Here is a 20,018-nt window from a genome sequence, read left to right as displayed (position 1 = left end):
TCCTATGGTGGGAGGACATTCGAAAGAAAGGGATGCTGCGTTACTTCTTAGTCAACGGAATGCTTATGGCCTGTCCTTTGTATTTCGTTTTTACAGTGCTTTTGAATGTTCTTTTTTCAGATCCTGAACCAGTTCTTCACACTATAATTGATGCTTTGGTGTTTGGGGTGATTTTTAGTATAGCGTCCTGGATCATGATGGAATCGAGATATAAGCGGATGACAAAATAAGATAGATCGATTGAAAGCCTGCCTTCCAAGCAGGCTTTTTTTGCATGTTCAACGTCCTCTATCCCTTTGACTTGTATGCAGGCCGGGTATATAGGTAAAAATGAAACTAAATTGTCACAGAATCTCGGTTTCAAATCTTAGAAATCCTACTCGGTATCTATTATAATAGAATTAATATGTGAATTAATTCACAAAACGAATGAGGAGTAATGATGATATGAGGCATCTCAGTCGGATGGCATTCGGCCAGAGAAAATCGATTTATATATTAATAGTTGCTTCGATCTTAATTGGGGCTACCATTATTGGGCAGTCTTACTTTTTCGTAGCGATCGTTAAACGTATGTTTCTCGATGACCAGTCGTTCCAAGAGATTGTGCCGCTTCTTTTTGGGTTGCTTGCGGTCCTTGCCGGAAGAGCCGTTTTCACGTGGCTTCACGGAAGGACAGGCGTGACGATGGCGGCATATGCAAAGAGTGAATTCCGTAAACGTATTTTAAATAAATTTTCCCGGAACCCGGTACAGGCTTCCCTTCAAGGGCAGTCGGGACGTAAAGTAAGTGTGCTGCTAGACTCAGTGGATGAGGTGGATGGCTACTTCAGTCAGTATATTCCACAGATGATTTCAACAGCAATAGTGCCGATCATGATTCTAATTGTTGTATTCACGCAGCACGTGGCTTCTGGTGTGATCATGGTCATAACAGCACCGTTTATTCCATTCTTCATGGCACTTGTTGGTGTGATGACTAAGAAAAAATCGGAAGAGCAGATGGAACAATTGTCTGCGTTCTCCGGCCGTTTCCTCGATACACTGCAGGGACTTACTACACTCAAACTGTTTGGACGTTCCAAGAAGCAGCGTGATGTCATAGAACAAAGCAGTCTCGGTTTCCGGGATTCGACGATGGAAGTATTGAAGGTAGCCTTCACCTCCTCGCTGATGCTTGAGTTCATCTCTATGTTGAGCATCGGAATCATTGCGCTCGAGATTGCAATACGTCTCGTCGTTTATGAGAGTATTCCATTCTTTTCAGCTTTCTTCATTCTCGTCTTAGCACCTGAATTCTATTTGACGCTGAAGGAATTCGGAAGTGCTTTCCACACGGGTCGAGGCAGTTCTGGTGCCGCCAATCAGTTACAAGCGGAGTTGGAGAAAGAAGATCAGGCATTAGAGTGGGGGGACGAGACAATCGATAGCGATGTGCCTCCTGAAGTGGCATTGGACGGTGTGACGTTTTCTTATCAAGACGGGCAGAGCTTTAAGCTTGGACCCATGGATGCCCATATAGCCTCCAATAAGAACGTTGCGATTGTAGGTAGAAGCGGATCTGGGAAGTCGACGCTTTTGAATATACTGGCTGGATTGATGAAGCCTGATGATGGAGTAATTTCTGTGAATGGCCATTCTCTTAAGTCTTATCAAGAACAGGAATGGTTCAATCAGCTTAGCTACATCTCCCAGCACCCGTATATATTTTCTGGAACCATCGCTGATAACATTGCCATCGGTGGCAGGGGGAATCATACGCGCGAAGAAATTGAACAGGCAGCGAAACAGGCTGGCATTGATGATTTGATCGCCACATTAGAAGCTGGATATGACACACCTGTAGGAGAAGCAGGACGAGGGTTGTCTGGTGGGGAGAAACAACGACTGGCTATCGCACGGGCGTTTTTGAAAAGACCTTCTGTTCTGTTATTTGATGAACCGACGACAGGTCTCGATTTGAGAACGGAGCAGATTTTGCAGGCATCGATAGAGGAGTTGTCTAAGACATCGACGGTAATCACGGTGGCACACCGTTTACACACGATCCGTCAAGCAGACCAGATCCTCCTTCTGGAACAAGGGAACCTGATAGCCGCTGGTACGCATGAAGAATTAGTCCAGACGAATGGATCTTATCGAGATATGATCCGTGTTCAGCAAGGAGGCGATTCAGCATGAAGGAACTAACGTCTATTGTGAAAATCATTACCGTTGAAAAAAAAGATATTTTATTGTCGATCTTTTTCGGTTTTCTAGCTGGAATTGCTGCGGTCGGATTGTTCGGTTCGAGTGGGTATTTGATTTCTCGTGCAGCGCTTGTCCCTCCGTTGTACGCTTTGACTGTGTTAATAGCGTTTTTGAAACTATTCGGGTTCGCTCGAGCATTAGGTCGATATGCGGAACGTTATTTCTCACACCGGGCGACGTTCACTATGCTCAGCAATATTCGTCTCGCATTTTATAAAAAAATCGAGCCGCACGCTCCACGGCTGTTTCAGAAGTATAGGAGCGGGGATTTGCTCGCGAGAATCGTCGGTGATGTGGAAAGTCTGCAAAATTTCTTCCTCCGCGTCTATTACCCTCCCGTTGTGATGGTGGTCATCTTCCTTGCAACGATTGTGTTTACGACGATTTTCTCGTTGTCGGTTGCATTAGTCCTGCTAGTGGGACTCATTTTAACTGGATTCGTCATTCCGTTTCTGTTTGCATTGCGCCAGCGACGGATTGAGAACCGTGTTCGAGAGGCGCGGGGGGAGCTATCGACGGATGTTACGGAATTCTTATACGGATTCCGCGATTTGAAGATCTACCAACAACTAGAGGGGAAGGAAGAAGACCTTTCAGCCTCTGCGAGTACCTACATCCGTGAACAGGAGCGGGAAGGGAAGCAAAGGGTGTACAGTCAGTCCGTCAATACGTTCGCTACCCTGATCGTGTCCTGGGTCGTGACAGGACTCGGTGCTTATCTAGTCGGCGAAGGGGATTTGAACGGTCTCTTTCTTGCGATGCTCGTAATGATCAGTTTGACGGTGTTTGAGAATGCGGCACCGATGGCCGTTCTGCCAAGTCATTTAGATGACAGTCGCCGCGCCTCGAAGCGTTTGTTCACTATCGTCGATGAAGTGTCTCAAGATCAAGGAAGTGAGAGGCTCACTGGGAATGCTCCGTATGGCATTGAATTCAACGATATAACGTTTCAGTACGATGGCGAGCACAGGCAATCGTTGAAAAACGTATCTATCGATCTTGCCCCTGGGACGAAGACGGCTGTTGTCGGACCGAGTGGGTCTGGAAAGTCTACGTTGATGCAGTTGCTGCTCAAGGTTCAGCAACCTACCCGGGGAACCGTTCACATGGGTGGCCAACCACTTGATGAAATAGAAGAAGAACAAGTCTGGTCGAATGCGAATGTCGTTTTGCAGGATAATCATTTCTTCTATGGAACGGTCCGTGATAACTTGGCGATCGCCAAAGAGGAGCTTTCTGATGAAGAAATGAAAGAGGCGCTCCAAAAAGCCCAGTTGGATTCTTTCACGCTGGAAGATGAGGTCTTCGAGCGAGGGGAGAACTTGTCTGGTGGAGAGAAGCAACGACTTGCCATTGCCAGGGTGTTACTGCGTAGAGAAAGGTTATGGCTGCTTGATGAGCCAACTTCCTCTATTGATGCTTTGACGGAAGAAGCAATATACCAGCACCTGTTCGAACAAGCTGAAAACGACACACTTATCTTGATCAGTCACCGTTTAACGGGACTTGAAACAATGGATCAAATTATTGTGATGGAACAAGGCTTGGTGGTAGAGAAAGGAACGTATAAGGAATTAATGGAGAAACAAGGATACTTCTACCAGATGAAACAAATTGAGAAACAAGTATTCGGATAAAAAAAAGAGACCACCTTTCATGCATTTGGCATGGGAGGTGGTTTTTATTTGAGATAAGATCTGTACAGGCATCAGTAGTAGTACGGATAAGGACCGTAGTAAGGATAAGGGGCATAATAAGGGTACGGTCTTAAGAATGGTACCAATGCAAGCGTTGAAAGAGCCGCAATCGGGAAGATTCCTGGACGGAAGCGGCGGTATCCGAAGCGTCCGAACTGCCGCTGTTCGTTTTGCTCGACGGTCTCGCTGACCAACATTTCCAAGTTCCCGTTCTTCACGTCAGTAATGATTCCATCAACCTGACGACCGTCATTTAGTTGAATGAAGACATAATAGTTTTTATGCTCCACACATTGGCTGTGAGACGGGTTTGTGATTCCTTGACTCTCGGTATTGCGTTCTTCTGTCATAATCACCAACTCCTCAAAATCATGATATTCACCCAGTTCCTTTTTCGTGACAAAAGACTAGTGGTACCTATTTGTTTGAATATTTAGTAAAATGGAAGAAAGGAGGAAATCGATATGAAGTCAGTACGTTTAATTGATGGGTATGATATGGGCTTTGCAGGCAGAACCGGTACATATGTGTTGCAAGAGGAAACGACTACTCTCATTGAGACTGGACCAAGCCCCTCGGTTCAGCACATTAAGAAAGGTTTATCTGAGTTAGGCATCAAGACCGAGGAAGTGGAACGCATCGTGTTGACCCACATTCATTTGGATCATGCGGGTGGGGCTGGGCTGTTATTGAAAGAATGTCCGAACGCTACCATTTACGTACATCCGAAAGGTCTTCGCCACTTAGCGGACCCATCTCGTTTGGAAAAAGGGGCAAGGGCTGTTTATGGAGAACAGTTTGATGATTTATTTGCGCCGATTCTGCCGATACCTGAAGAGAGATTAGTAGCTGTGTCAGAAGGCGATGCGCTGGAAATCGGCGCGGACAGGACGTTAACTTTCTACGACACTCCTGGCCATGCCAAGCACCATATCGCAATCCATGACTCGAAGACGAATGGACTGTTCACTGGTGATACAGCGGGGATTCGTTACCACCAAACAGAGGATTGTGGGGTTACTTTTTATTTACCGACAACTTCCCCGAATCAATTCGATCCAGAAGCGATGCAGCAGTCCATTGACCGATTCAGTGACATGAAGTGCGACTATCTTTATTTCGGACATTACGGGACTTGCGATGAGCCAGAGGTGGCTTTGGCGGAAGTGAGCCGGTGGATTCCTGTGTTTGTGGAAGAAGCAAAGAATGGTAGCAGTGTCCGAGCCATTGAAGAGAGACTAATGAAGCGTGTCTCAGAACATTTGAGAAGTTGCGGTGTTCCGGATACACACTCCGTCTACCAGCTGTTGAAGTTGGACATGAAAGTGTGTGCGATGGGGCTTGTCGATTACCTCCAGAAAGTGCGAGCATGAGCAAGATCGAAGCACAGAACTACCACTTGAAAAATAAGGTGTCAATCACCATTCGAACGGCCCGCCCTGAAGATGCAGAACAGGTGCTTGCACTTACCCAATCCGTCATCCGAACGGCTTCTTTTTTACTGACGACGAAAGAGGAGTTTCATCTAACAAAAGAGATTCAGACAGAATTCCTGGACAGTTTATGGATGGCAGAAGGTAAGGTGGCGATATTGGCAGAATGCGATGGACAAGTGGTCGGTTTCCTTGATTTCCATAATGGCCGTAAGATAAGAAACCAACATACAGGGAGCTTCGGTATGAGTGTGAAGGAGGATTTCAGGGGGATGGGAATCGGTAAGGCTTTGCTGGAGCAATTAATGAAATGGGCGAAGGCACATGATTTGATTGAGAAGGTTTCTCTGGAAGTGTTCTCAAAGAACAAACCGGCTATGGCATTATATGAGAAAGCAGGCTTCAAAGTAGAGGGGCGACAGAGCAAAGCTGTCAAGTATCGGAATGGCAGCTATGATAATCTCATCATGATGTCTTGTTTTACTAAATAAAGATAGTAGCCTGTCGGTTCTTTTGAATAGAGAGGGTCGGTGTTGGAGAAATGGTTCGCTTCCACGGGCTCGCTTGAGCCTCCTCTCTCCCTTTCGGTCGCTGCGGGGTCTCAGACTGTACTATGCTCCCGTAGGAGTCTACCCATTTCTCCAACACCTTTACTAATTTGTACTCAACAATAAAAAGGGGTTGCGACAAAACGGTATCTTCCACCGTGAAAAAGAACAATTAAATAGAATAAACCACAAGGAGCGAAGTATGTTGTCGGAGCGGCATATGTGTGGTTCATAAACAACCCCCGAACGAATAGTTCGGGGGTTGTGGTGATGAAATATTTTATTCTAAGTTATAAATCTTTTATAGTTTTTTGTACCACATATTCATATCTTCGATGCCCGTACCGATCATGCTGTTCTGTACCATACATCCTCCGAAAGTAAAGCCGTGCTGGGCTGTTACAATGTTCATCCCCATAGAAATCGCTCGGGTGTAAGTGAACATCGTCTGAATACCAAGCTCTTTCATTTTAGTTTCCAACATCGGGTACTGATGGGATAACAGTCCTTTGCCACGATGATGGGGAGATGTCGCACAATCTGTGAATTCAGCCGCATTCAAATCGGTGAATATGTCGGCTGAGCAGGCACTTACGAGTTGGTCGTTATAATAAATAAGAGAAAAGTGCACGTGATCATCCATCATTTGTTTAATGTAATCCGGATCATCAATTGGAGTAGGATACGTATCAAAAACCGTACCGTAAAAATCGGCCATCTCTTCTGCATGATGCTTTGTTCCCCATACCATGGAATAGTCTTCTGGCAATGAGTAAAGCGTTTTCGGCTTAATATCCATCTCCTGAACACGATGGATCACATTTTCAGGGTCAGGCTGGTTACGCTCTGGATTCAAAAATTTAGCGTAAACTTTCGCGTCTTCCCCATTAAGAAGCCCTTTGACCTCCGCTTCCAGATGAAAAGAGAGGCTCTCGACTATCGTTTCTTCACCCGCTCTTACGTAGGCGATAATCTTATCACATTCCCGTTCAGCTGCGATTTCCTCTAGATGTTTCATCTGTTCTTGCCCCATGTTTTCAGGGAGCTCGTACAATTTGATTCGCTGACTAATCGGTTCAACATGAAAATAATCTTTCTCCATAAGCGCTTGGGTATTCAATACCATGAATGCTCTCTCTCCTTGTTTTGTTAATCACAACCACATTCATTTTAACGTACACCGCGGGCTTGTTCCTAGTTAAATTGTTCGACATTATCTCTGATTTTTCTTAGAATCAAGATGGTTGTTTTCGAGATAGTGGGTTACGCCTTTTTCTTAAGGGAATACTCATACTAATCAACTAATGAAGGAGGATGCAACATGAAAGCAGCACAAGTTATGGGCTATGGAGGCTTTGACCAACTCCAAGTGAATGAGGTGGAAAAGCCGACACCAAAGGAAAATGAAGTTTTGATTCGCGTCAAGGCGTGTGCCATCAACAATACAGAAATCTGGATGAGAGAAGGCGCGTACGGTGCGGGAGAGGAATCCGGTTGGAAACCTGAAGGGGTTCAATTTCCAAGAACACCAGGATCAGATATCACAGGTGATATTGTAGAAGTCGGATCAGACGTTGATTCCTCCCGTATTGGAGAGCAGGTCGTCGTCTTTCCTTTGACAGCGAGCGGCGATCCAGAGGATGTGCACATTGCGGATGACATGAGTTTTATCGGATCAGAATTTGACGGGGGTTACGCTGAGTACGTCGTCTGGCCGGCGCACCTTTGTTACCCGATGGCGCTGTCGTCTTATGAAGAGAGTGCCGTTTTCTCTGTTAGTGGATTGACCGGTTGGCATATGGTTGAGCAGCTTGACTTGAAGCCGGGGCAAACAGTCATGGTGACTGGTGCGAATGGCGGGGTTGGATCATTGAACGTTCAGATTGCCTCCCGCGTTTTCGGAGCGAACGTCATCGCTATCGTTGGTGACCTTGCTTTAGAAGAAAGAATGAAAGAACTAGGAGCGACCCACGTCTTATCCTACCGCTCTGACTCGTTAGAGCAAGAGATTCTCGATGTTAACGATGGACCGATTGATGCGGTACTCGATGTTGTCGGGGATGCCCTCTTTAATATCTCCTTGAACGTATTGAAAAAAGGCGGCAAGTTCTGCACATCCGGCTCATCAGGTGGACAGATTACAGAGCTTGACTTCAGAACTATGTACTTAAAACATATCGCGTTACTGGGTTCTGTCCTCGGAACACGTGAAGATTTCCGTAAGCTGATGGAAGCGGTCAGCGAAGGGAAAGTGAAACCGATTATCGATAAAACATTCCCTCTTGAAGAAGCTCGGGAAGCACAGAAATACTTCAAAGATGGTAAGACATTAGGGAAGGTTGTTCTTCTCCCATAAAGAAAAGGATCAGGGCTCAAGGAGGCTCTGATCCTTTTTTATATTGTTCTAAATAGAAGATTACACGTTGAAAGTAACCCCTGTCAGCTCTTCGGATTTTTTCCAGAGTAAGTCCGCATCCATTACATCGTACGCTTTCGTAATCGGCTCGACTACTACTGGATCTCCCTTGAACTCTTGGAATCCTGAAGGACCGAAGTACTCGCCACCTGCAACAGACGAATCGGTTGCAGCACGGATGCCTGGAAGCGCTCCGTTGAAGGAGTCCTGCGTCATAAAGCCGAGCAGGGGACCGACGACTTTGAAGAGTGGCTTGTCTTCGATATGGCGAGTAAGGTTCGTATTCGCAATACCTGGGTGAGCAGCCTCGACTTTGACAGAAAGTCCAGCTTCCTCAATTTTTCTTTGCAATTGATAGGTGAACAGAAGGTTGGCAAGTTTAGACTGAGCATAGGCTTTCATCGGTGTATATCCATTGCCGCCTTCGAACATCAAGTTATCGAAATCGATTTCCCCTTGGCGGTGGGCGTTACTGCTGATGTTTACGATGCGTGCATCAGGAGTCTTCTTAATGGTGTCGAAAAGCAGACCAGTCAGCGCAAAGTGGCCTAGATGGTTGATTCCTAGCTGTTGTTCGAACCCGTCTTTCGTTGTTCCATATGGGGTCGTCATGACGCCGGCGTTATTCAATAGAATGTCCAGACGGTCGTATTTCTGTTGGAAGGCATGAGCGAAGTTGTGTACGGACTCTAGGTCCCCGAGGTCGAGTTCCATGACTTCCACATCGGCGCTAGGTGTTTCGTTAGTCAGTTTAGCGTGCGCTTCCTGTCCACGTTCCACGGATCTCGAAGCTAGAATCACTTTTGCACCTCTTTTAGCAAATACGTTCACTGCCTCGTACCCGAGGCCGCCGTTTCCGCCTGTAACGACAACGACTTTTCCTTCTAGGGAAGGGATATCAATCAATGACCATTCTCGTTGACTCATCAAAAACCATCCTCTCGATTTTATCGTTCTACATCTTATACTACGGCTTCTTTCCTCTGTTTGTAAAAAGATGTGAATAGTAGATGTGCTGACCTAGTGTCCATTTGTGGTAGAATAATCTTAAAAGTTAGAGGAGGAATTGTTATGTCAGAATTTGTAACTTCTATTAACTGCATGGACGGGCGGGTCCAACTGCCTGTCATTCACTGGATGCAGGAACAATACGATGTACCTTACGTGGATATGATTACAGAAGCAGGACCAAACAAAGTCGTCCTTGAGGGAACAGATCAGCAAATCCAAGCGATCCAAGCCAAAGTCCAAGTCTCTGTCGATGCGCACGGATCCAAAACGCTTGCAGTCGTCGGGCACGAAGGCTGTGCGGGGAATCCTGTTCCTCGCGAGAAGAAATGGGAAGAAATCAAAGAAGCTGTCGAAGTCGTTCGCAGTTGGGATTACGGCATTGATGTCATCGGTCTTTATGTAAATGGAGACTGGGAAGTGGAAGTCGTAACGAAATAAAAGAAGGATTTTCATAGAGGAGGTCGAATACTCACAAGTAGAATACTAATCGTGAGGTGGCGAATGTGGAACAGACCAGCTGGTTCGATGGGAGAAAAGAAAGTGATCCGCTCTATGCGGAATTACAGAAACTCGATCTTCAGGAAGTCGTCTACATAGACACATTCACGATTCGGAAGAATGAGTTCGATCTCTATGAAATAGAAGACGATCAAACGCATGATTGTGTCAGTACGTTAGAAAAGTGCTATCAATATGTAACCGGACGCCTGTAATGGGCGTCCTTTTTTTATGTGATTACGCTCTATTGTTCTTCGGTATTATACGAGAGAACGTTGAAGCTGTAAGTGGAGCCACCGCTGGACTTTTGCTCTTTGGCTTTGATCAACTCGTGAATCTCTTCGTTTAATTCCTCCCACTCCTGTTGGGACAAGGCAGCTTTCACTTCTCCGAACCTGGCATTCGAGTGTTCCGGTTCAGGATCCACTTCCAAATCGCTGCGCAAAATATCTAGTCCTGTTTGAAGGTATGTCATCACTTGAGCGAGTAAAAATTCACGGTTCTCTTGGGCGAATTGCCCTTCAATTTGAAAGTCCTCATCGTTTAAGTGTTGGGATGTATAGTATTTTTCCTTCAGGTTATTAACCATCACTTCTCGTTCTACTTTTAACAACCCTAATTTCAGTAACTTTTGAATGGGGTAGTAAAGTCTGGAAGGTTTTTCTTCAATCTCTACTGCCATCTCTTTTACGGTCTTCGAATCTTTTTCTACCGTCTTGATGAGCCCTCTTAACTTTGGGTCAAATAATGCTTTAGCTATTTCTAAATTGTTTATCACGTTCAACACCTCTTGAATCTAGTTTAACAAAATATGTTTTACCGTTCAAAAAAATTTTAATGACAGAAATGCTTGATATGAAGACGTTCGATGCATTCTCCTTCATTTCCACCTCTTTACAATAAAAGTATATCGTGTTTAATTGTTTTAACGATAAAATTTATTTTAATGGAGGTCGTAAAATGTTGGATTTATTGCGGAATCCGGCTTATTTCAAGCTCTGGTGTGCACAAGTCGTGTCAGAGTTGGGGGACGGTGTAACGCATATTGTGGTCATTTACTTAGTTTCCCAACTGTCTTCTAATCCCGCTGTCTTCAGTTTTGTATTGATGGCATGGTATATTCCAACCGTTTTATTAGGAGTGTTCGCTGGTCCCTTAGTAGATCGTTTCCCGAGAAAATGGATCATGGTGGGTTCAGACTTCTACCGTTTAGCCATTCTTCTGTTAATGATTCCGTTTCACCATTCGGTATCCGCGCTTGTCATCTTAGTATTCTTTCAAGGGATTGGTACGGTCTTTTTCGAACCTGCTAAAACAGCCTCTATTCCATCACTGATTGAAGAAGAACAGATCCCGAAAGCAGTAGGACTGTCGCAGTCCACTTTCATGACGATGAATATACTCGCACCATCAATTGGAGGAGGGATACTTTTACTAGAAGAGGTTTCCTGGATTTTTGCGTTGGATGCAGCGACGTTTTTACTTTCCGCCTTGTTAATTATTAGACTTCAAATTCCAAGTAGTAAAAAGGGAGTGCAAGAGGAAAAGGAGAGTTATCTGCAATCGTTATTGGATGGACTAAGAATGGTCAAAAAGGAAGATTTCCTCAAAGGATACATAGTGTTAGTGGTCGTGACAGCGTTAGTCATGAGTATTGTAGGAGCGGTCGTGTATGACGTAGTGCTGAACTTGTTTGATGTACCGGAGCTTCATTTCGGGATGTTGGAGTCGACAGAAGGGATATTTGGAGTGCTTGGTGCGTTGATTGTGCCGTACTTAATGAAAAAAGTGAATACCAACCGACTGCTCCTTTCCGTCATAGGAGTGACAGGCGTTGTTAGTGTCGGGATTGCTCCGGTCTACCTCATTCATCAGACGATTCCGGTTGTGCCACTCTATGTCTGGATGGGCTTCATCGGATTGCTCAACACCTGTTTGAATGTTCCGCTGAGCAGTTTGGCCATGCAGGCTGTTCCACAAGAGGTGCTTGGGAGAATCTCTGGATTGGTTGCAGGTGTCATCAACGGGAGCTTTCTCGGAGGGGTGCTGATTGGTGGATGGCTGGCTTCTATGATCGGCGGTATGGCTACCGTTATGTGCGGTGGTTTGCTGCTCCTTTTCGTCAGTCTGTTGTTCCCTCTAACTGCATACTATCAGGCACTTAAGGTCGACCAGGATCAGCGAGAGTTTGCCTCTGCTTAAGAAGACCATGTACAATGATGACACAATAACTATGCAGAAAAGGTGTTTCACGTGGGAAAATATATTGTAGTCGGTGCCGGTATTCTCGGCGCATCAACAGCTTATCATCTAGCAATAGAAGGCGCGGACGTCACGATTGTCGACCGAAAGGATATCGGGCAAGCGACGGAAGCAGCAGCTGGAATCGTCTGTCCTTGGCTCGCGCAGCGCCGGAATAAAAAGTGGTACCGTCTTGTAAAAGGTGGCGCTAAGTTCTACCCGGAATTGATTGCGGAACTTGAAGAAGCCGGGGAAGCGGACACAGGTTATAAGCGCGTAGGTGCGATCAGCCTACAGCGTGACGAGGCTAAACTTGAAAAAGCGATGGAACGCGTTACGAAGCGGAAAGAAGACGGTGCTCCAGAGATAGGAGAGATTACTCGTTTATCCGCCGAAGAGACGAAGAAGCGTTTCCCGGCAGTAGCAGAGGGGTATGAATCCATCCATGTCAGTGGGGCCGCACGCGTCAACGGACGAAAACTCCGCGATGCTCTGCTCCGTACAGCGAAGAAGAACGGCGCTGATTTCGTAGAAGGAAACGCAGAGCTCACCTACGAGAACCAAACGGTTACAGGTGTGAAAGTAGGCGGCGAGACGTTGGAAGGGGAAGTGCTTGTCACGGGTGGCGCTTGGTCCAAAGAGTTGTTCACTCCTCTTGGTGTCGAGTTTCTCGTGTCGCCGCAGAAAGCGCAAATCGTCCACCTCGAGATGCCGAACGAACAAACGACAGATTGGCCTGTTGTCATGCCACCGAACAACCAGTATCTTCTCGCCTTCGAAGGCGGTCGTGTTGTCATCGGTGCTACGCATGAGCGGGAAGCGGGCTTCGACAATCGTCCGACCGCTGGAGGATTGCATTACATTTTAGACAAAGCTTTAGAGATCTTTCCTGGGCTTGCCGATAGTACGTTCGTTGAAACGCGTGTCGGCTTTCGCCCGTTCACGCCGGGGTCTTTACCTGTCTTCGGTGCGATGCCAGGATTAGAAGGTGTATATGTCGCTAACGGACTCGGCGCATCAGGCCTCACGTCAGGTCCATATCTGGGAGCAGAACTCGCAAGGCTCGTTCTTGGTAAAGAGACGGAGCTTGACCCTGCAGAATTTGATGTTAATGAAGCGATTGGAGAATGATGAAAAGCCACCAACTGAAAGATAGCTGGTGGCTTTTTTGGTAGGGGTGGGAAGGTGACCTAACGCTTGTTCAAAGCGACCTAACGTTATAGCAAAGTAACCTAACACAAAGGGAAAGTACCCTAACTCATCATCAAAGTGACGGAACAAAAAATCAAAGTGCTTTAACCCCAGCCAAAGCACCCACACACTCACCCCTTGTAATCACAATACTCAATGATCGTTCCTTCGGTATCGGCAGGGTTTAAATAGATCAAGCGCCTGCCATGCTTATTCGTACGCCGCGACCCTTCAAGCGTACGTATTCCTTGCTGTCCAAGCTCCTCGATTGCCTCATCTAAATCCTCTACTCGATAGGCGATGTGATGGACACCTTTCCCTTTCTGCTTAATAAAGCGGGCGATCGGAGAGGTGCTGTTGTTTGTTGGCATTAACAGCTCGAACCTGTCTCCATCGATATCGATGATAGCAATCTCGCTCTCCACCCCTTCTGCCTCGCTACGGTAGCGATCTATTACCTTCCCTTCTAAAACTTCTGTATAAAATAGGATGCATTCCTCGATGTTGCGAACAGCAATCCCTGTGTGATCAAATACCTTCTTCATTCGTTTCCTCCTTTCTTTATGTATGATGACATAACGAGTGTGTTTGGTGCTAGTCTGCGATTTGATGTCCAAAAAGCATTTAATGAGTGTCTTGAATACAATGTGTTACCTAGAATGAATCAACTCTTAATAGAGCCTGAGGTATAATGCGCCTTTTTCTCCTCAATCTAGTTTATCGTACAAGATTTAAACCTTTTATTACATACTCTGTAAGCAGGAGGTGAGATATATGAGTTCTCAACAATGGTTCAGCACTATCGGAGTGGGGCTTGCATTTTTTGCACTGTTTGCGGTTCCATTTTCGCTTGCTGGAGTAGCAATTGCTGCTATTGTAATTCTAGATTTTTTGATTGTACCGGTGTTAATTGCGTTATTGGTACTTACTTTAATTTTCTTCGGTGTGTTTGCGTACTTGCTAAGCAAGTTTATCGACGCTGTTTACCATCCTCATCATCACCATCACTATCACCACAATGAACAATAACCCCGTTCATAAAAAAAGCCTATCCTTTAAAGGATAGGCCATTTGTTATTAATTCAACTGTTTTACTACCTCTTTCGCGACCACTTCTGTGGATTGTGGGTTTTGTCCTGTAATCAGGTTGCCGTCCACTTCGTAATGCGTCGCCCAATTCTCGCCGCTTAGTACTTGTGCGCCAAGTTCATTCAACTTGCTTTCAAGCAAGAACGGCATGACAGAATCAAGCTGCGTTTCACGCTCTTCTGCGTCTGTGAAGGCACTTACTCGCTTGCCTTTCACCAGTGGCTCACCGTTAGATAGTGTAGCGCCGACTAGGCCTGCTGGGCCGTGGCATACAGCAGCGACGGTTTTATCTGCTTCATAGAATTCGCGCAATAATTTTTGAAGCTTCTCATCGTCTGGGAAGTCAAACATCGTACCGTGTCCGCCAGGTAAGAAGATTGCGTCATAGTCTTCTGATGATACGTCGACAAGTGGTGTTGTATTTTCAAGGTGCGGTTTCGTATCAAGAATTTCCTGAGGTTCATCTTCGCTTACACTGTTCGGATCGACAGGGATCTCTCCGCCTTTCGGGCTTGCGACAGTGATTTCATAACCTTGTTTATTGAACTCATTGTAAGCCTCGCCGAATTCAGATAACCATACACCAGTAGTCAAGTCTTCGTTGATTTCTTTGTGGTTGGTTAGAACCATCAATACTTTCTTAGACATCTATAACACTCCTCCTCTTTATTTGAAAAGCTACGTTGGCATTGTAATCACTTCAAAAAGATTGCAGCAACTGATTTGCTCATCTCCTGAAGACACTTAAGAATTTTCCCCGAACAAAAAAAGTATAAACATGTGCAATGTGCCGTTGACAAAAGAGAATAGAGAACATACGCTAAGTGTATATATGAATATATGTGCATATAAGGCGGTGAAGGGAATGGGAAAAGACCCTAAAGAAGAAAATAAGCAGGAAATGGAACAATTAGATGAGGAAACGTTGTTTGTCGTGTCCCAAACGTTCAAAGCTCTTTCTGATCCGACGCGGATTCGTATTCTCCACGTGCTGTGTGAGCAGGAGATGTCTGTGAATCAAATCGCGGAAACGTTGGATTTAAGGCAGTCGACCGTTTCGCACCAGCTGCGGTTTTTGAAAAATTTACGCTTAGTCAAATATCGTAGAGCGGGAACGACGCTGTTCTATTCTAGTGACGATGAACACGTCATCGATGTATTGCAACAAACGATCAACCACGCTCTTCACCATTAGGAGAGAGGGATTCAAAGATGAAGGAATACAAACTCCAGGGACTCTCTTGCGCCAATTGCGCAAGAGAAATGGAAAGTGAAATGCAGAAGTTAGATCACGGGCAATCGACTCAATTGAAGTTTTCATCCAGTAAACTTGTAGTGGATGAGGGCGTCGACATGAAGCGTGTACGAAATATCTTGAAGTCAGACGGAGCTTCGCTGGTCGATGATGAGGAGCATGCTCATGGACCGAACATGAAGATGCTCGTGATTGTATCAAGTCTTATTTTCGGAATGACGTTTATTCTCGCTCCTGTCGTTCCGAATGTCATATTGATAGGTATGTATTTGATCGCCATGGGCATCAGCGGCTATCAAACCTTCCTAAAAGGGGCTAAGAACCTCTTCAAACTGAAATTCAATATCGACACCTTGATGACGATTGCGCTCATAGGTGCAGTTGCAATCGGTGAGTGGCGCGAAGCTACCATGGTGGCCATTCTGTTCGGACTGAATGAATACCTGGAAGGGCTCGGCATGGAGAAGGCGCGAAACTCCATGGAGAAATTATTGAACGTTGCACCGAAGCAAGCAACGCTACTTGCGGACGGAGTGGAACAGACGGTATCCATCGATTCGCTTCAAGAGAAAGATATCGTTGTCGTTAAAGCAGGGGAGAAGATTCCTTCCGACGGAGTCGTCGTGGAGGGCGTCAGTTCGGTGAACGAAGCGGCTATCACAGGTGAATCACTTCCCGTTGACAAGAGCAGTGGTGACACGCTTTATGGCGGAAGTATTAACAATGAAGGGTTATTGAAAGTACAAATTACGAAGCCATATGAGGATTCCTCTCTGGCGAAGATCCTTCACCTCGTGGAAGAAGCACAGGAAATGAAAACCCCGACAGAGCTGTTCATCAACCGGTTCGCAAAATATTATACGCCGCTGATTATGGTCGTCTCTATACTTGTGATGGTACTGCCTCCACTCTCGTTTGGAGCGGCTTGGGGTGCCTCCTTCTATCAAGGGCTCGCCGTTCTCATCGTAGGTTGTCCATGCGCTTTAATATTGTCCTCACCTATTGCGATCGTGTCCGGTATTACGAAGAACGCGCGGGCAGGCATTCTCGTCAAAGGCGGGGTGTTTTTAGAGAAGCTTGGAAAAGTGGATAGCATTGCCTTTGATAAAACAGGGACGCTTACAAAAGGAGAGCCGACGGTTCAACAGACCAAGCTATATGATGAACGTTTTCACCAAATTTCCGGCTCGATGGAAAAGAACTCTTCCCACCCGATTGCAAGAGCTGTCATGAAAGAAGTGGAAGAGAAGGAAGTAGAGCTGTTCGATCCATCCGACTTGCAGGCTGTACCAGGTAAAGGATTGGCTGGTGTGATTGATGGCTTTGCTTACTACATGGGCAGCGAAAAAACTGTTACCCATCTTGAGCTTACGGACGAACAGCAGGAAGGTATTGATACGATGAGGTCAGAAGGCTATACGCTTGTTCTCGTCTCGAGTGACAAAGAGCTACTGGGCATGTACGGAGTGGCTGATGAGATTCGTGAAGAGAGTCGGACGTTGATTCAACAGTTACATGATGCCGGTGTGAAGCATACGATCATGCTGACAGGTGACCACGAACAAACCGCACGTAAAGTAGCGGACCAGATCGGTATGACTGATGTGTACGCAGGTCTTTTACCAGAAGAGAAAGTGGAGCAAGTGAAGCAATTGAAAAAAGGCAGATCGCTCGCCATGATCGGAGACGGAATTAACGATGCACCTGCACTTGCGACAGCAGACTTAGGGATTGCAATGGGTAAAGGAACTGACAGTGCAATCGAAACAGCTGACATCGTATTGATGCAGGATCACTTAGGCAAACTTCCTTATGCGATTCGAATTGCCAAACGAGTGAATACTGTCGTGAAATTGAATATCGGGCTCGCCCTCGGCTTGAAGCTCGCGGCTTTACTGCTGACGATTCCAGGTTGGCTCACGCTTTGGGTCGCCATCTTATCCGACATGGGGGCAACTATTCTTGTAACGCTCATCAGTTTAACGGTATTGATGTATAAAGGGAAAAAAAGCAACAGAAAACCAAATATAAAGCCCACTACGGCTTGATTGAATTGCGCATCAGTGCTTTGGAACTGATGCGCTCTTTTTGTTTCAATAACCTTTTTTTGTCATAGTTTAGGGTCTATCGTACTGTTTAGGAATCGAGATGTTTTGTGGAGTCTTGCAGGGGGAAAAGGTATAGACACATTTCAACTTTTACAGTGGTAAGATATAAGCGAACTACATAAAGTTACATCCGTGTAAACGTACATACTTTCACTGAAATTGGACGACGATAAAGACTATACTAAGAGTGAGGAAAAGACGATGAAAATAAACTTTAAACAACATCAGATGATGAACCAATCACATATTTTCGGGCCGTATGAACAAGTGGTCTCAAGCCTTTCCTTTCATTCGAAACGAGTCGAGCCGAATGCCGCTTTTTTCTCCATCAAAGGGGAGCAGTACGATGGGCATCTGTATCTTGAGGAGGCGTTGGCTAATGGAGCGAATGTCATTTTCGGTACAGACGTCAGCGTACTGGAGAGCTGCAGCAAAGACCACCCTGATAAAACTTTTTTAGTAGTCGAAAATATTCGTGCTGCGATGGCAGCTTTCGCTAAGTATTACTATGGCAGTGTAGATGAAGTAATGAAGATGGTCGGTGTCACAGGAACAAATGGAAAGACGACTGTAACGGCCTACGTTCGTTCCCTGCTTACACTACTTGGTTTACCGACAGGGTCAATCGGTACGACTGGTATTTGGTCTTCTAGTGAAAAACTACCTTACAAAAAGAGCACGCCGACAACTCCAGAATCGGCAGATCTTCATCATATTTTCCGTGATTTATATGAATTAGATGACCGCGGTGCGGTAATGGAAGTGTCATCGATCGCACTGGATCAAAAAAGGGTAGAAGGCATTGAGTTTGATGTCGCAATCCATACAAATTTCTCCGAAGAGCATTTAGAATATCACAACACGATCGAGCATTATAAAGAATGCAAAATGCGTCTGTTCAAACAGGCGCGTGCCCAAGTAGTAAACGTGGACGATGCTGGTATGGGGGCGGATCTTGTCCGGGAACATTCCGATACCATGATCAGCTACAGCATTGAAGGTAACCCAACCGCTGATTTGCAGGCGAACCATATTGACGTAATGGAAGAAGGTTCGGTTTTCGAACTTATTTATAAAGGTACAAGCTATAGTGTGTATGTCCCTGTTTATGGCACATACAATGTGGCGAATGTGCTGTCTGCCATCGGAACCGCTCTGCATCTTGGCTTTTCGATCGAAGAGGTGCTCGACGTACTTCCACGTTTGGAAGGTCCAGAGGGCAGATTCCAGGTCATTCAAACACCTTATAATCAGAAGGTCATTCTCGACTATGCGCATACGCCCGTTGCGCTGAACCGTTTAGTGGAGGAAGTGAAAAAGCTTCAATATAACCGTCTGATTGTAATGATTGCAGGCATCGGTATTCGCGATTTCAACAAGATGCCAAAGATGGCAGCGAGCATCGACGGAAAAGCCGATGTAGTGGTCGTCACTGTAGACCACCCAGGATACCACGATCCGCAAATTATCGTTGAGCAAGTGAAAACAGGGTTCCGAGAGCCAGATGCCCACCACATTCACACCACGTTAACCAGAGAGGAAGGCGTCCGCAGGTCCTTAGAGCTCGGGCAGGACAATGATATTATCTTGCTGACAAGCGGATGCATCAACAATGCCCAAATCATTAAAGGGGAAGAGATTCCTCATTCTGATGAGGCCATTATCGACAGTTATTATCCACCTGTATATGACAAAGTCTAGAGCGTCCGGCTCTAGACTTTTTTTAGTGGAACGTAAGGTGTACTAGTCTCGAGTACGCTCTGAAAAATGCTGGTTCTGATTTGAGGCCTTCTCCCATAGCTTGAGCAACGGACTGATAGTACCATTTTTGATGTTCATACCCCGCATTGAATAGGCGCCACAGCTCGTCTCCTTGAGTAGAGAGTCCTTCGGAGATCGATTGCAAGTTGTCTAATTTATCCGCTACAATCAAAGCTTTGATATCCAATGAGGATTCCTTAACCACTGTGATTGTATGCTGTTTACGTTCCTGCCACGACTTCTCTTTATCCTCCGTATGAGCCGCTACGATAACAGCTACTTCCTTCCCGAATTCCTGTTCTATGTCATCCAGGGTGATGTCGGTATCTTCGACGACATCATGTAAATAACCAGCACAGACGGTTGCTTCGTTGAAGCCCGCCTCTTGAAGCGTTTTTGCTACGCGGATCGGGTGCCTGACATAATCTTCATCAGAACCTTTCCGTTTCTGGCCTCGATGTGCTTCGGTCGCATATTGTTTCGCTTTTTCTATCATTTTTTCACATCCAATCAGATTAGT

20 protein-coding genes are annotated in these 20,018 nt (G+C 45.7%); 13 read left to right on the top strand and 7 right to left on the bottom strand.

Annotated features, from left to right (window positions below; translation table 11 throughout):
• Positions 1-447: 447 nt before the first annotated feature.
• The gene (gene cydD / locus E4663_RS15435; RefSeq protein ID WP_135328292.1) at positions 448-2,181 is read left to right on the top strand and encodes a thiol reductant ABC exporter subunit CydD; all 1,734 of its coding nucleotides are present in this window, start codon (positions 448-450) and stop codon (positions 2,179-2,181) included.
• Positions 2,178-3,887 (top strand): thiol reductant ABC exporter subunit CydC, encoded by a 1,710-nt coding sequence (gene cydC, locus E4663_RS15430; RefSeq protein WP_135328291.1) that lies wholly within the window; start codon positions 2,178-2,180, stop codon positions 3,885-3,887. Before cydD ends, cydC begins: the two co-directional genes overlap by 4 nt.
• Positions 3,888-3,958: 71 nt before the next feature.
• On the opposite strand, the gene E4663_RS15425 is transcribed toward cydC, so the two are convergent.
• Positions 3,959-4,297, bottom strand: a complete 339-nt coding sequence (locus E4663_RS15425) for a hypothetical protein (RefSeq protein WP_079477289.1) — start codon at positions 4,295-4,297, stop codon at positions 3,959-3,961.
• Positions 4,298-4,411: 114 nt separating this feature from the next.
• On the opposite strand from E4663_RS15425, the gene E4663_RS15420 reads away from it, so the two are divergent.
• Positions 4,412-5,320: an MBL fold metallo-hydrolase gene (locus E4663_RS15420; protein WP_135328290.1), complete on the top strand. Its 909-nt coding sequence runs from the start codon at positions 4,412-4,414 to the stop codon at positions 5,318-5,320.
• Positions 5,317-5,871: a GNAT family N-acetyltransferase gene (locus E4663_RS15415; RefSeq protein ID WP_135328289.1), complete on the top strand. Its 555-nt coding sequence runs from the start codon at positions 5,317-5,319 to the stop codon at positions 5,869-5,871. The genes E4663_RS15420 and E4663_RS15415 overlap by 4 nt, the downstream gene beginning before the upstream one ends.
• A gap of 358 nt (positions 5,872-6,229) precedes the next feature.
• Here the strand turns inward: E4663_RS15415 and ablB are convergent, their stop codons facing one another.
• Positions 6,230-7,054: a putative beta-lysine N-acetyltransferase gene (ablB, locus tag E4663_RS15410; RefSeq protein WP_135328288.1), complete on the bottom strand. Its 825-nt coding sequence runs from the start codon at positions 7,052-7,054 to the stop codon at positions 6,230-6,232.
• Positions 7,055-7,249: 195 nt separating this feature from the next.
• Between ablB and E4663_RS15405 the strand changes: the two genes are divergently transcribed.
• Positions 7,250-8,284, top strand: coding sequence for a zinc-binding dehydrogenase (locus tag E4663_RS15405; RefSeq protein WP_079477285.1), 1,035 nt, complete (start codon positions 7,250-7,252; stop codon positions 8,282-8,284).
• A 60-nt stretch (positions 8,285-8,344) separates the two neighbouring features.
• Here the strand turns inward: E4663_RS15405 and E4663_RS15400 are convergent, their stop codons facing one another.
• Positions 8,345-9,271, bottom strand: coding sequence for an oxidoreductase (locus E4663_RS15400; protein WP_135328287.1), 927 nt, complete (start codon positions 9,269-9,271; stop codon positions 8,345-8,347).
• 144 nt (positions 9,272-9,415) lie between these two features.
• On the opposite strand from E4663_RS15400, the gene E4663_RS15395 reads away from it, so the two are divergent.
• On the top strand, positions 9,416-9,793 hold the full coding sequence (locus tag E4663_RS15395; RefSeq protein ID WP_079477283.1) for a carbonic anhydrase: 378 nt from the start codon (positions 9,416-9,418) through the stop codon (positions 9,791-9,793).
• A gap of 65 nt (positions 9,794-9,858) precedes the next feature.
• Positions 9,859-10,068, top strand: coding sequence for a hypothetical protein (locus E4663_RS15390; RefSeq protein ID WP_079477282.1), 210 nt, complete (start codon positions 9,859-9,861; stop codon positions 10,066-10,068).
• Between the two features lie 29 nt (positions 10,069-10,097).
• On the opposite strand, the gene E4663_RS15385 is transcribed toward E4663_RS15390, so the two are convergent.
• The gene (locus E4663_RS15385; RefSeq protein WP_135328286.1) at positions 10,098-10,631 is read right to left on the bottom strand and encodes an ArsR family transcriptional regulator; all 534 of its coding nucleotides are present in this window, start codon (positions 10,629-10,631) and stop codon (positions 10,098-10,100) included.
• A gap of 182 nt (positions 10,632-10,813) precedes the next feature.
• On the opposite strand from E4663_RS15385, the gene E4663_RS15380 reads away from it, so the two are divergent.
• Together E4663_RS15380 and E4663_RS15375 are read left to right on the top strand one after the other, a co-directional pair.
• The gene (locus E4663_RS15380; RefSeq protein WP_135328285.1) at positions 10,814-12,055 is read left to right on the top strand and encodes an MFS transporter; all 1,242 of its coding nucleotides are present in this window, start codon (positions 10,814-10,816) and stop codon (positions 12,053-12,055) included.
• A 51-nt stretch (positions 12,056-12,106) separates the two neighbouring features.
• Positions 12,107-13,225 carry an NAD(P)/FAD-dependent oxidoreductase gene (locus tag E4663_RS15375; protein ID WP_135328284.1) on the top strand — a complete coding sequence of 373 codons (1,119 nt, stop codon included), beginning with the start codon at positions 12,107-12,109 and terminating at the stop codon, positions 13,223-13,225.
• Positions 13,226-13,416: 191 nt separating this feature from the next.
• Here E4663_RS15375 and E4663_RS15370 read toward each other — a convergent pair whose 3' ends face one another.
• Positions 13,417-13,830 carry a VOC family protein gene (locus E4663_RS15370; protein ID WP_135328283.1) on the bottom strand — a complete coding sequence of 138 codons (414 nt, stop codon included), beginning with the start codon at positions 13,828-13,830 and terminating at the stop codon, positions 13,417-13,419.
• Positions 13,831-14,059: 229 nt separating this feature from the next.
• On the opposite strand from E4663_RS15370, the gene E4663_RS15365 reads away from it, so the two are divergent.
• Positions 14,060-14,314 (top strand): hypothetical protein, encoded by a 255-nt coding sequence (locus E4663_RS15365; protein WP_135328282.1) that lies wholly within the window; start codon positions 14,060-14,062, stop codon positions 14,312-14,314.
• Between the two features lie 48 nt (positions 14,315-14,362).
• On the opposite strand, the gene E4663_RS15360 is transcribed toward E4663_RS15365, so the two are convergent.
• Positions 14,363-15,022 (bottom strand): type 1 glutamine amidotransferase domain-containing protein, encoded by a 660-nt coding sequence (locus tag E4663_RS15360; protein WP_079477278.1) that lies wholly within the window; start codon positions 15,020-15,022, stop codon positions 14,363-14,365.
• Between the two features lie 217 nt (positions 15,023-15,239).
• Between E4663_RS15360 and E4663_RS15355 the strand changes: the two genes are divergently transcribed.
• The 3 genes from E4663_RS15355 (at position 15,240) to E4663_RS15345 (ending at position 19,438) form a co-directional block, all read left to right on the top strand.
• On the top strand, positions 15,240-15,569 hold the full coding sequence (locus E4663_RS15355; RefSeq protein WP_079477277.1) for an ArsR/SmtB family transcription factor: 330 nt from the start codon (positions 15,240-15,242) through the stop codon (positions 15,567-15,569).
• Between the two features lie 17 nt (positions 15,570-15,586).
• Positions 15,587-17,677, top strand: a complete 2,091-nt coding sequence (locus E4663_RS15350) for a heavy metal translocating P-type ATPase (protein WP_135328281.1) — start codon at positions 15,587-15,589, stop codon at positions 17,675-17,677.
• Between the two features lie 261 nt (positions 17,678-17,938).
• Positions 17,939-19,438 carry a UDP-N-acetylmuramoyl-L-alanyl-D-glutamate--2,6-diaminopimelate ligase gene (locus E4663_RS15345; protein ID WP_135328280.1) on the top strand — a complete coding sequence of 500 codons (1,500 nt, stop codon included), beginning with the start codon at positions 17,939-17,941 and terminating at the stop codon, positions 19,436-19,438.
• A gap of 22 nt (positions 19,439-19,460) precedes the next feature.
• On the opposite strand, the gene E4663_RS15340 is transcribed toward E4663_RS15345, so the two are convergent.
• Positions 19,461-19,994 carry an HD domain-containing protein gene (locus E4663_RS15340; RefSeq protein ID WP_135328279.1) on the bottom strand — a complete coding sequence of 178 codons (534 nt, stop codon included), beginning with the start codon at positions 19,992-19,994 and terminating at the stop codon, positions 19,461-19,463.
• Positions 19,995-20,018 lie beyond the last annotated feature (24 nt).

The organism is Halobacillus salinus, assembly GCF_004684905.1.
Classification (GTDB): Bacteria; Bacillota; Bacilli; order Bacillales; family Halobacillaceae; genus Halobacillus; species Halobacillus salinus.
The sequence above is the reverse complement of the archived record's forward strand: the minus strand, read 5'-3'. Positions and strand labels throughout refer to the sequence as shown.